This is a genomic window from Chryseobacterium sp. Mn2064 (assembly GCF_049319685.1).
Classification (GTDB): domain Bacteria; phylum Bacteroidota; class Bacteroidia; order Flavobacteriales; family Weeksellaceae; genus Chryseobacterium.
In genome coordinates this window covers 162,584-176,391 of record NZ_JBMOUE010000005.1, presented here as the reverse complement: position 1 = coordinate 176,391, position 13,808 = coordinate 162,584, and the positions used below count along the sequence as shown (strand labels likewise).

Below are 13,808 nucleotides of genomic sequence, written 5' to 3'. Positions count from 1 at the left end.
AAATGTCTTTTAATATAAATAATAATGCGAAAGCATCTTCAGGAATTATTCCTGTGACTAATCCTCTATTACAATCCAACTGCCTGTATCTACAGGCGGCTGGATCTAAAGGAAAAGAAAGTACTTCAGGTATTCATTTGAGATGGACTTTAAAAGGACCTCTTGCAGAACATTTACCAAAAGGAAAAAACTATGATGGCCAGCCCAAAGGGTTTAATAAAGAGAATGACTTTATCTCCATCTACAGAACCCGATATGAACCTATCGTTCGAAGCCTTTATCTTATAGATCCGCCTACTACTGTTGTAGATTCAGAAGGATTATGGTTGTATGGAAATGGGGAACAGGGAATGTTCCGTGTATATTTCAGAAATAAAAATAAATATAATGAAATAGTAAAGCAGATTGGCAGTTCTGCGGATCCTAAGCAGTTTTTCGAAATGTATGGCAATAACCTTATTGAGGTAGAATCCAGCCAAAAACTGTTTTTTGCAGCAAAGCTTTTGGTAAAAGGGACCGGATCTGCAAAAACAGAAGTTCTTTCAGTAGAAACCAATCAGGCAGGACTTCCTAAAAATGTTACTTTCAGAAAGCAGCTCTCAAATTTTTCACAGAAAATCTTTGCTGAAAACGGAAGAAGTATTCGTTTTATTCCTAACGGATTGATGGTTAGTCAAATCGAGTTTGAATTCTATGAAGATGTTGCTTACAAAAGAAACTGGGAGTTTATCGGAGATTTTGGTCTTTCCACAGATGATGATGAAGTACTGTATCGCAGATTGGAGCCTAGACCGGATAAGCCGGTGAATGCAAGATGGGCAAGATATAATGATGATGAGTTTGTAAACATCAAAAACTACATGAGAAAATGGGGTGATATGCCGAAGGATGAAAATACAATCAGGCATTCCGTTAAGTCTTATTTAGGATTAAGTAGTGATCCATCGAACCCGCTGGCCATTGAGAATTATTATCTTAATGATGATACCAACGATTCCAATCCATTGGAGTTCTCACACTTCAACAACCTTCAGATGGCTGCTATTGATTATCATGTAGCAAGAATGCTTGGGTTGGGACATTTGGATTTGACCGATGAGGTTGATGATGGCAGCCAATATATGTATGCTGCTCATTATGTTACTTTGGTGGATCTAAAAGATCAAAAGCCCGGAAGCAAGATTGATCACCTTTCTATATCTCTGCCAACTTCCTTAGAAGATGAGCGTCTATCTCTTCCGGTAAAATTGAAAAAAATTGTTCCTGGAATGGTTTCAGCAGATCCAACGGCACAAACTACCATGAGTGGCCTTACCGATGCTGAGGGATATACCCATGATGGTACAGGAAGATATTTAAGCTTAATGACTGAGGAAATAACGCCGGATGAACCTGCCAATAGCCCATTCTATTACACAAGCCAGGAATTTGATATGTCTAAATTTACATATCCGGTTTCTGTAGGTATCGAATATAGAAGTAAAGAAGATAGCCAATGGACCTTACCGGAATTACCTAACGATCCTGGTTTTCAAAATATACATACAGACGGTAGTGAATCTCACAACGAAACCGTAGCCATTGCAATTCCTGATTACGGAAACCCTGCATTTGTACATAAAGAAACAAGATCGGGAATTCATATATATGGTTCTTATGGAGTCAACTGGTTCTCAAGAGCAACCTCTGCACCTATTACCCTGCAAATTGAATCAACCATCAAGCCGGCCAATACGCTGTTGCCACCATCAAGTGTCAGTGCGTTTTTAGTTCAGAAAGAAAAACCATTGTTGCTGACGTCCGACAAAGAACAGCAAATGTATGAGAATAATACTAATGCAGATAAAACGTTGGTAAGACTTACCATGGAGTATGATGCTTCTCAGGATATGATTTCTTATCAAAAGGCAATCAATGGACAAGAATTGTCTACTTTTAAACCTTTACCGGATAATGAAGAATTATTTGCCGATAAAATAGAAGTATTTTACCGCCCTGAAACCATAAAACAGGTCTTTGGAATGGTTGATACCGTCACAGATTTACCTGGAAATCCGTTGGTTTCTGTAATTACCACCAAAGCCCTTCCACTAAGCAGTAACGGAGCGAGTCAGAATATGACGCCAACAATTTTACCGGCATCTTTCCCTAATTACATCGGAGGAGTCTTTACAGTAGGAGCAGATGACTATATTATCCATAATATTGTTCAGGGATCCAATCCAAACTTTCCAATTTTCCATGTAATGAAAATGCAGATTGGAAATGCTTTTGGGCAAAATGCTCCGATTCCTTTTGATCCTGCGAATTTTTCAGTACCGGCTGTGAATGGATCCTTCATGGTAAGTGAAAATTTACAAAACCCGGTTTCCTGGGGATCTGTAAATCCACATTCGTTTAAAGTTCAGATTGGGAATAACTGGCCAATTCGTACGGAAGAAATAACTATAGAATCAGGACAGGCTCCGGATATTACCTACAATACCTATTTTAGAAAATACAGAGGGATTAATAAGACTGCTACCATTGAGAGAGTCAATGAGGCTGGAGTTCCTTTCGCTGGTTTGTATGAAATTAATTTCCCAGGGTATACGTTGGGCAACCACCCTCAATTTACGGATGTTCCTGGAAAAGACAGTGTACAATGGTATAGAGGAAGCGTGCGTGTATCGGTTGTAGGACAGGCTGGAGCAGAGAAAAGAATCCTAAAAGTAATCCGTATTGATAATATCGGGACGGGTAACTTAAGAGTATATGCTTTGGATGAATCCCACAGTGCTACCAATCCTCTTCAACCTGACGTTCCGAGAACAGAAGAAGTGAATTTCTATCCTGGGTACAGAGTGTATCTTTTCCAGAATGTACCTTCTCGTCTGACAGATGCTTATGTTGTTCCACAAGACCCTGATGTTTTGGAGAAATACAGTATTTTCGGAACAAGAAGTATCAGCAATATTTATGCAGGATATAGCTCAAGAATCTCTATTCCTACGATGATGTTCGGCCGAAGAATTGAAGCTCCTGCCACTCCGCAGCAGCCATCAGGTTCAAAGTATGCAACCAGACCTGATTCTTTTGGACGTTCTTCGTATGCATTTACCACACAGTTTAATCATCGACCATTCAGTGTGATGTATTTGCGTAGTAATGATGATATTTTATTAAGTTCACTGTATAACTACACCAAAAATAACGAACAGCCTACTGCTACTTCAATAGAATCTATCAGAGAAGCCAATAGTGATGAGTTTTTTAATACAAGGTTATTAGAGTTAGCCAATGCAAAATATAACCAGTCTACAAAACTTTTTACAGTACATAACGGATTTGGACTTCCGCTTCCGGATAATAAAGATTTGTTTAAGAATATCAATCTCTTTATTCAGGATCATAATACGCATTTTCAGGAGAACATCAGTCCTGTAATTCCGTCTCAGATGACTCACCTTGAGCATCAGATTATTCCTCCACATCCGAATGGAAAATATAGTAAGGTGACATTCTATGATTTTATCAGACAAACCATTCAGAATTCATTTGTACCATTAACGGAAATTCCTATCCTTTACCAACATATTAAAGGAGGAGATTATCAGCCGATTCCAAAAGCCCAAGTGATCAGAGGAAAAGATGGAGCTTATCTGAATCCAGTGTCTCCAGAGTTTGATATGTCTCCAATGATGAAAGTAGTAGGAAATAATAAAACAACGTTTGTAGATTTTACACTGGATGGAGCTTCTACAAGTGTTTATTTCTATGCTGTAAAGGAAATCAATGCACAGCTTGTGCAGGGAGAGATGAGTACTGCTGTAGGCCCGGTTGCGATGGTGAATTCGTTCCCGTTAAAAACTCCGGAAATTAAAAGTGTAATCCCTGTACTACAGGATGAGGAATTAGGTATTGTTCCGAAAATGCAGGTAACAATTAATTCTTACAAGAAAATTTATAATGTTAAGAAAGCAAAATTATACCGTGCATTAAATATGCAGGACGCTGTTTCTGTAAGAACCATGAAGCTGGTTAAAGAAATGAATCTTGAAACCGAAGGTGTTTTGAATGATAAGACGTGGACCTTGGAAGATGATTTTGCCGATTTTATTCAGGTACCGTTCAGCGATCCTTTATACTATCGTGTTACCGTGGAAGCTGAAGTAGAATATGCAGAAGCCAATTATTCAGGGAATACACAACCGGATGTTATCGTAACAGAATATGCACCGTCTGAAGCGTCCAAAGTAATGATTACAACAATCACGGAAAATGTGTTGCCAAAATCACCGACAATGATGTTTGTAGGAAGCTATGGAAGATTAGGTTGGACAAACGTAACGTTCTCTTGGGCGAAACCAGCCTATAAAGCAAAATACCATGTTTATAAAATGTCACAACAAGGAAACTGGACAAAAATTAAAACATTGGAAAATGTGAGTGCATCACCTAAGGTATCAGTTAAATTAGCATTGAAGGATACCGATTGGGGATCAGGAACTCTTCTCTTTAAAGATGGTACAGGAAATCCAATGTCTCACCATTTTAAAGTGGTTACCGAGAATACTGCCGGAATGTTTAGTACGGATGAGAAAATTCTTACAGTCAATGGAATTCTTACGGTGGGTCCGATTTAAAAAATATCAGTTAAGAATCATTTTAAAAGCGACATTTACGTAATAAATATGATAACAAGGAGTACCAATTGGTGCTCCTTGTTTATTTTTAATAGAATAAGAATGATAAAGCTATTCTGAGATGTTATAAAAAAATAATGGATTACGTTTTGTTACGACAGATTCTGTCGTTGTGCAGTGATATTTTTGCGTAAAGAAATAATATTAAAAAGTCATTAGGGGGCTGAAAAATAAAAGATTATATTAAGTCCCATTAGTATGATTTTTATGGAATAAAAGGATTAAATTTGCAGTGCAAAAAAGCTAATTATTAACTCAAATATAAACATGGGAATGAAAAAACTTTATCTCAGTGCATTGACCTTATGCACGGTCTTAGGTATATCTGCTCAGGAGGTTGTATGGCAGAAAGATATCAAATCCTCAACGCAGGATTTTCTAAGCCAGGTGACCACTACCATTGATCAGCAGTACCTTATTACAGGAAGCTCTATTCAAAGCGATAAGCAGCAAGCTTCAGGCAGTAAGCAAAACAATGGATACGATTTCCATCTCATTAAACTGAATCAACAGGGGCAGGAAGTCTGGGAAAAATACTTCTCAGGAAACAATCATGATTATCTGTCGGCAACTGTTACCACTCAGGAGGGAGGATTTCTTTTGGCAGGAACGTCTTATTCCGGAAAAGGGTTGGATAAAAAGGATGATTCTAAAGGAGGTTCAGATATCTGGCTGATCAGAATCAATGAATTTGGAGATGAATTATGGCAGAAAACACTCGGAACTTCTTCTGATGAAGAAGCCCGCTCTGTTATTCAAACGACAGACTTAGGATTTTTTGTAGCCGGAAATGTTCAGAACTCTTCCAAAGGATATGGTTCCAAAGATGTTTGGATCAGTAGAATCGATAAAGACGGAAAAGAACTTTCCCAACTTATTTTAGGCGGAAAAGGGTTAGATGAAGTGGAGAAAATGATTCCCACTAAAGATGGAGGCGCTTTACTGGGAATTTATTCAAGGAGTTCCGAAGTTCGGGTTTCGGGATCCGAACAACGATCAGCAACTTCAACAGCCATTAGCCAGATGCCAAAAGCCAGCAGCAATTTTGGAGAAGGTGACTACTGGATTGTCAAATTAGACAAAAACGGAAAAGTAGAATGGGAAAAGAACTTTGGAGGAAAAGGAGACGATCACATCAGAACCTTAGCTTTATCTTCTAATGGATTTATGATCGGAGGAGAATCCCGATCAGAAAGATCCGGAAACAAAACGGTAGGCATTGAAGAAGGAACTGATCTATGGCTAATTTCTTTAAATGAAAGAGGTGAAGAGCAGTGGCAGAAATCTTACAACTTCAAAAACAGAGATCTTCTGATGAGCATGAGTGTACTTCATTCAGAAGATGATAAATCTTCTAAAGGAATTTTGTTAGGCGGTTATACTCAGGCAGAAGGAAGAATAGAAAAGGACGATGAAACCTTCTGGATGCTTTATTTAGATGAGAATGGTAATGAACAGTGGAGAAAACACATCTCCGGAGAATCCAGAAAGAGAGAGGAAAGGTTGGCTGACTTAAAGTTAAACCGAGATGGCTCCATTATTCTGGCCGGAACCAGTGCTGAAGAGCTTGGAAAGGAAAACTGGAAGATCGTGAAATTGGGAGACAAGCAGGTCGATAAGTTAATCGAAAAACAAGACATTAAGATTTACCCTAACCCAGTCTCCGACTATGCTTATGTAGAAATCGGTTTTGATTTCAAGGAAGCTGAAATTATTCTTTACGACATGGGTGGAAGACAGCTTCAGAATATAAAGACGAAGAATAGAGTAACGAAGATTAATACTCAAGCTTTGGTACAAGGGGCTTATTTAGTGGTTATAAAGACGGACACGAATAAAACAGCGAATACTAAATTGATTAAAAAATAAAACAAATGATAAAAAATAAAGCAATTTTATTATGGGGAATGCTCTTATTTCTCTTTTTCCAAAATACTAGAGCACAGCGGGCAAATGTTAATTTTGGAGAATTTTCTAACCCGGTGCCGTCGGTTTCCTCTCTGGCCTCCTATAATAATCTTCCTCAGTCCAACGCAACAGGAATACCGGAAATTTCGATACCACTTCTACAGCTTCCGTCAAATAGCAAAGATATTCAATTAGGTGTTTCTTTATCGTATAATTTATTAAACATCAAAAGTGATGAGCCTGCATCAGATATTGGAACAGGATGGTCATTGTTTAGTGGGGGAGTTATTTCCAGAAGCATAGTGGGAGAGTTGGATGAAAGAAATTATGATGTCACACTTAATGGATATGAAAGAAATGAATTTGATGATATTTATTACTATAATATACCAGGAGCTTCAGGAAAATTTAGATTTGTAAGGAATACTACTAATAATACTTTTCAATTGATCAATCTTTCAGCCAATAAAGTGAAAATAGAATATACTCGCACATCTAATACGGTAACGCTCATTTTGAACTCTTTCACCATTACTGATGCTAAAGGAAATAAATTTTTCTTTAATGACTATAGTTTAGCTAATTTAAATGGAGAGTTATATGGAGGCTCTAATGAATATCGTTCTGCCTTTTTTATTACAAAGATTATCAATGCTAATAATATTGAAATAGCAAATTTTACATACGAGAAGAAGAGTAAAAATAAATTCTATTTGCCTAGTTTGAAAATCTATGAGTATTGTAAATTAAAATCTATTATATCTCCGGGATTTGGGAGAATTGAATATGACTATATTTTCAATGAATCTTGGAAGATGAATGATCCTTTTCAGGTGCAAAAAATCGTATTGAAGGATCAGTACGGACATGTAATTTCTGGTTATAGTTTCGATTATACTTATTTTCAATATCCAGACGGGCAACTAGCTGGCGGCTCTATGGACTACATATATAAAAGAGCTTTGCAGAATATAAAAAAACTGGATAAGAATAGTACCGTTTTTGAGACAACAGAGCTTACTTATAACTATGCTGAGTCAGATCCACCATTGAAACGTATAATTACTTCGATGGGTATTGTACAATATGATTTTGATGAAGGGAAGATAGCTGCTATTAAATATTATGAATCAAGAACAGGCGCGACACCCATAAAGACTGTCAGATATGACTATTCTAGCTTTGTTGATCCTAATGTATCATCTGGAAAAACATTTTTGACAGAGATGGCTTTAAATTATGATTCTTCATATAAACTTTACAAAAATGTAAAAATTATTGAAGATAACAATGGATATACTAAGTATTACTATAAAACTCCAGATGATTCCCCAGAAGTTTCATATACAGGAGGAGCACCTAATGATAAGTTCTGGCCCCATTATAGTATTTTGAGCGGGGGGCTTTTAGAAAAAAAAGAGGTTTATGATGATCAAAATAAGCTTTTACTTTCAGAACTAAATAATTATGTTTTTGAAGATGCTCCTGGCCCAGTAGACTATAAAATCTTTGATATTACAAATAATGGTTATAAAACTTATTCTAAAAATGTTTGGCCTAAAAAATTTATAACAACTTCTACAGCTTATTTTGAAAACGGGAGAAATGTACAGGAAACATCAGAAACTGACTATAGTTCATTTAATTTTCAACCAGTGCTAACAAAAAAGACTGTAGATGGCAGAACTGAAGAGCAAATAAATACTTATCCGGAATCAGGATATGCTAATCTTTCAGCAGCTCATATCCTGAATACTCCTGTTATTGTAGAAGGGAAAATTGATGGAAAGCTGGTTTCCCGTGTTGAAACAAAGTTTGAGAATGCAGCATCTACTTTTCCAACAGCAATTACAACTTCCAATATTGGTAATACAGCGCAAAAGACAGCTACCATAGATCTCTATGATGAAAAGGGAAATATTCTTCAGTATACAGACGCTAACGGAAATGTTGCAACAACAATATACGGATATAATAAAACTCTACCGATTGCAAAAATAGAGGGAGCTTCTTATGCTCAGGTGTCTTCATTGGTTCAAACCATTATCAATGCCTCCGATGCAGATGCAGCAGATCCATCTACAGAATCACAACTTTTAACGGCATTGGATTCTTTTAGAAACAATGCCCAATTGAAGGATTTTCAAATCAATACCTACACTTATGATCCTTTAATCGGGGCTACTACGATAACCACTCCCAACGGGATCAGGGAAATTTATAAGTATGATATTCAAAACAGGTTGAAAGAAATTCAAAGGGAAGAGAGGGATGCCAATGGAAATATTTCATACAAGACGTTAAAAGAATATCAATACCATTTAAAAAACTAAAACGATGAAAAAAATAATAGTATTAACAGTCTTGTTTGCGACTGGGATGATTCATGCTCAGACAAGCACTGAAAATTATATTAAAACCAAAACCTATCTTGATTATAACGGTAACCAACCTTCAAAATCTACTGAAACGGTTCAGTATCTTGATGGATTGGGAAGGCCGAAGCAAATTGTTGATGTTGCCGTTACTCCATTAGGGAGAGACGTAGTTACCCATATTGAATATGACCAGTTTGGCAGACAGACCAGAGATTATCTTCCTGTTCCTCAGCTTTCAAGTAGTGGCGGAAGCTATTATTCTGGCCCTTTGGGAGTTTATCCTACCACCTATGGAGATGAAAAGATTTATACCGAAAAAGTAGTAGAAAATTCGCCTTTAAACAGAGTTATACAGCAAACTTCCGTAGGTAAGGCCTGGAGCACTCATCCAGTACAATTTGAATATGATACCAATAAAGTAAATGAAGTGTACCAATATCTCATCTCCACGAGTTGGGAGAACGGGGTAACTAAAAGTATTTTAAGCTTACCATTAACAGAAACTTATATTCCTAATCAACTCTATAAAAGTACAATAAAAGATGAAGATGGAATAGAAACGGTAGAATTTAAAAATAAAAAAGGACAAACCGTATTAACAAGAAGAATTATGAGCTCTACGGTCCATGTTGATACTTATTATGTATACAATGAATATGGGCAGCTTGTTTTTATACTTCCTCCGGAGGCTATTCATAAAACCATTACCGATGAACTTCTGAACACTTTGTGTTATCAATATCGGTATGATACGTGGGGCCGTCAGGTAGAAAAGAAAATTCCTGGAAAAGGATGGGAATATACAGTATATGATAAACAGGACAGAGTAGTAGCAACTCAGGACGCCAATCTGAAAGAAAAGGGACAATGGATGTATAGCACCTATGACCAGTTTGGAAGAGTGGCCTTTACCGGACTTGCTTCCGGGGGAGACAGAACTACAGAACAGGGATTGGCTGATGGGGTTTCCAGTAACAATAATGTAAAACGTACATCCTCTGTTATTTTTAACAGCCAGGGAATGGATGTCTTTTATGATTCTAACGGCGCATATCCCAATGCTGCCAAATGGGTGAAATTGTTATCCATCAATTATTATGACTCATATCCTGGCTACGCTTTTAACCCCTCTTTCCCACAGACTATTCAAGGAGCAGTTGTTTTAAAAGAAACTCTAGTTGAAGGGAAAAGTACCAAAGGACTTCCTGTGATGGCCTTTGTGAAAAATATTGAAGATGACAACTGGACAAAGAGTTATATCTATTATGATACCAAGGGAAGAGCTGTTGGATCTTACAGCATCAATCACCTGGGTGGGTATACTAAAACAGAATCAGCCCTTGATTTTGCAGGCGTTACCAAACAAACCAAAGTCTATCACAAAAGATTGGCAGCCGATGCTGAAAAAGTAATCACTCAGACTTTTACCTATGATAACCAAAACAGATTATTGGTTCATAAACATCAGATAGATTCTAATCCGGAAGAAATTCTCGTACAAAATGAATATAATGAACTTTCGCAGATAAAAAACAAAAAACTTGGAGGTACCAATATTGCCCAACCTTTACAAAACATTGACTATACTTATAATATTAAAGGCTGGCTCACCAAGATTAATGACCCTGCCAATCTGAATGGAAAACTATTCGGATATGAAATGAAGTATGCCAATCCAATCAATACCAATATATCTTCCGGAAAATTCAACGGAAGTATTACGGAAGTAGACTGGAACAACGCTTCAGAAAATGTACTAAAAAGATACAATTACACCTATGATGCGCTTAGCAGACTAAAGGATGCTGTATATTCAGAGCCCAATGCCTCTGTTCCATTCAATAATAACTATAATGAATATCTGACGTATGATCTTAATGGAAATATTAAGACGTTAAAGCGTAATGCTTTTCCAGTTACAGGAACCACAGCAACCCAGGTTGATGATCTGGTCTATGAATATACAGGAAACCGTTTAACCAAAGTGATTGAGAATGCCTTGAATGATACCGGATACGAAGGCGGAAACAATACGATTTCCTATGATTTGAACGGTAATATGAAAAATATGCTGGATAAAGGAATTCAATCTATTGCTTACAATGATCTGAATCTTTCCAATAATATGACCATACAACAGAACAGTTTTGGACAGCTGCTATATGGCTCTGTGGGATATCTTTACAGTGCAGGCGGAACTAAGCTTCGTAAAACCTATTCAACAAATCCTCCGAGAGGATCAACATCAACCCAAATGACCGACTATCTGGATGGTTTCCAGTATAGTTATTTGGATAGGGGTGGAATTTGTCTGACCTGCAGAACTGAAAATGCTTATGAGGTTCAGGCATATAAAAATATTTTTGACCCTAATCTTTCTAATACTCCGGAATGGAAACTGGATTTTGTAGCTACGGCAGAAGGTTTTTACAGTTTCACAGAAAACCGTTATATTTACCAATACAGAGACCACCTTGGAAACAGTAGGGTTACCTTTGGCAAAAACAGCGCAGGCGCTCCTGAAATTACCGATACCAACAACTATTATCCATTCGGATTAAGCCATACCGGAGGAAATGGATTGAACTCTTCCAATTTTGGTAGCCTTTACAGTTATAAGTACAACGGTAAAGAGCTTCAGGAAACAGGAATGTTTGATTATGGCTGGAGACAATATCTACCAGATTTGGGAAGATGGAACGGGGTAGATCAACTGGCAGAAAACTATATTTCAACAAGTCCATATGCTTATGTAGCCAACAATCCTGTTTCTCAATATGATGTAGACGGAAGATGGTTTAACCAGGATGGAACTATTGATACTTCAGGAAGAACTCCAGGATTTACCACAGGCAGACAATATTATAATTCATTTTTAGGGATAGATCCTAATTATAGTAGCGGCGGTGGCGGGGCTACCGGGAATACGGAATATCAAGGTTCTGGAGAAGGTGGAAATAGTTCAGGTTCAGGGAAAGGTTTTGATGGTGAAACAATTAATATTCCGGAGGTTGTACTCTCTGGGAAAAGTAGCCTAATGTTTGGGCTAACGCTTCGCAACTGGGTAAATGCCTATATGGAAGCATGGAATGCTAAAAACGGTAGTACTAGTTTTTATGCGAAAACTTTAAGTAATAGTTATTTTAATGGATTTGTAGGAGGTGTTCAGTCATCTTGGAATTATATTAAAGGGCAATTTTTTGGAGAAAGTTATTGGAATGGGCTAGCGAATACTTTTACTTTAGGAGCTTATGGATCGGTAAAAACAGTTAATAGCTTAATAGATGTTAGTCGTAATATATCTAATTATACAGCAAATGATTACTCATATGGTGCGGGGTACTTAACAGAAAAAGCTGCTGAAGCAATAATATTAAAAGAAGCATCTCAAATAAATCCTTTTGGACTTAGAGGGGGATATGGTGTTTTTGGAAAAAATGGGCTTAAAATTGGAGGTTATAAAGTAGAGGCTCTTTACCAAGATCGTAGTGGTGGAGGTACAATATTTTCTATGAAAAGTAATGTTCAGGGTGGAAATTTACTACGATGGGATTATGGTTTTCCTCATGATAAGGTTTCTACACAAATGGGAATTCATTCTCATTTTAGATTTATTGTTGGGGGCTCTAAGTATGGAAGTTCAACTCAATATCCTTGGCATGCTCCATTTAATTACTGGAATTATAAAAAATAATTTTATGGATAGTGATTTAGATTTAATAAGACATAATGAAGACCTCATTAGTATTAGAGATATGAACAATGATTTAGATATTTCTTCCACCAAATGGGATGAAATTTTTGATTACTTTTCACAAAATACCTCTTATATATATTTTCAAGGTTTTAGACGATGGATAGAAGATGATAATCTTATGAATACTATTAATTATATTTCAGAAGAAATATTGGTTGATAAAGAAAAAGATCACAGTATTATTTTATGTAGATTAAAATCCAATACTTTAATAGTTAATAAACTACTTTTAAATAAGTTATTTTATTATTATGAGTATCCAACTATTATATTTACAAAAGGTATTGATCAACAAAAAAATCTAATTAAATATGTAAATCAATTGCCGGCTGACCTATTTTCTATGTTTACTGTAATGTCTGGAATTTATATTGCTTCAAGAGATTCTCAATTTGATGTATTATGGTTACGTAAAAGTCAAAATATGGATTTTCCATGGGAGACCACAAGATCTCCTTTAGCTTTGAAAGAAGAAATTTCTAGACCATGGTATAAAAAGATTTTAAACTCATTAGGTTTCTATTGGGATATTAATATTAACCGAAATAGATAAAATTTTGATTTAGATATATCTTAGGATTTAATTCGTTTTTAAAAAATATATAAATGTTTATTTTCAGATAGTAATCCTCTTTTTTTGCTTTCCGAAGGGAAGAGAAACTGATAGGGAGAACTTAAGATACTTTGTTATTCCACATTTTATGAGGTAGCTTCCTATAGAATCTTATAATGATTACCCACCAAAAATGTAAAGCAATTTATACTTTAACGGTTCGAATGTTCTTCGGACTTCCTTCGAGTGTTCTTCGGAAAAAGAATCATTTTTCCGAAGCTCATTCGAAGAACACTCGAACAACTATCGAAGAAAGTGGGTCTTAAACTTGTCAAAACCTGCCAAAAGATGTCAAAACCTGTCATTATTTTCAGGAATGACCGCCTATTGAAAATTCCTTTATATATTCGTTCAGGTAACAAAAAACATAGTAAAATGGTAAGAATAACAAAAGAAATCTCAGGCTCCCTTACAATTGCCTAGTTAAATACTCAAACCTGCTTAAATCAGAATAACAATTTTTCTAT

The 13,808-nt window shown here is 36.3% G+C and carries 5 protein-coding genes; all 5 read left to right on the top strand.

The window, feature by feature from the left end:
* Positions 1 to 2: 2 nt before the first annotated feature.
* On the top strand, positions 3 to 4,625 hold the full coding sequence (locus tag ACL9RH_RS18385) for a hypothetical protein (RefSeq protein WP_422694807.1): 4,623 nt from the start codon (positions 3 to 5) through the stop codon (positions 4,623 to 4,625).
* A 333-nt stretch (positions 4,626 to 4,958) separates the two neighbouring features.
* Positions 4,959 to 6,554, top strand: coding sequence for a T9SS type A sorting domain-containing protein (locus tag ACL9RH_RS18380; protein ID WP_422694806.1), 1,596 nt, complete (start codon positions 4,959 to 4,961; stop codon positions 6,552 to 6,554).
* Between the two features lie 5 nt (positions 6,555 to 6,559).
* On the top strand, positions 6,560 to 8,926 hold the full coding sequence (locus tag ACL9RH_RS18375; RefSeq protein ID WP_422694805.1) for a hypothetical protein: 2,367 nt from the start codon (positions 6,560 to 6,562) through the stop codon (positions 8,924 to 8,926).
* Between the two features lie 4 nt (positions 8,927 to 8,930).
* Positions 8,931 to 12,665 carry a DUF6443 domain-containing protein gene (locus tag ACL9RH_RS18370; RefSeq protein ID WP_422694804.1) on the top strand — a complete coding sequence of 1,245 codons (3,735 nt, stop codon included), beginning with the start codon at positions 8,931 to 8,933 and terminating at the stop codon, positions 12,663 to 12,665.
* Positions 12,666 to 12,669: 4 nt separating this feature from the next.
* Positions 12,670 to 13,281 (top strand): hypothetical protein, encoded by a 612-nt coding sequence (locus ACL9RH_RS18365; protein ID WP_422694803.1) that lies wholly within the window; start codon positions 12,670 to 12,672, stop codon positions 13,279 to 13,281.
* Positions 13,282 to 13,808: the final 527 nt, after the last annotated feature.

Bases quoted from the DNA above. Each gene is read 5' to 3' on its own strand.
- ACL9RH_RS18385 (WP_422694807.1), top strand. From the start codon at position 3: ATGTCTTTTAATATAAATAATAATGCGAAAGCATCTTCAGGAATTATT.
- ACL9RH_RS18375 (WP_422694805.1), top strand. From the start codon at position 6,560: ATGATAAAAAATAAAGCAATTTTATTATGGGGAATGCTCTTATTTCTC.
- ACL9RH_RS18365 (WP_422694803.1), top strand. From the start codon at position 12,670: ATGGATAGTGATTTAGATTTAATAAGACATAATGAAGACCTCATTAGT.
- ACL9RH_RS18380 (WP_422694806.1), top strand. From the start codon at position 4,959: ATGAAAAAACTTTATCTCAGTGCATTGACCTTATGCACGGTCTTAGGT.
- ACL9RH_RS18370 (WP_422694804.1), top strand. From the start codon at position 8,931: ATGAAAAAAATAATAGTATTAACAGTCTTGTTTGCGACTGGGATGATT.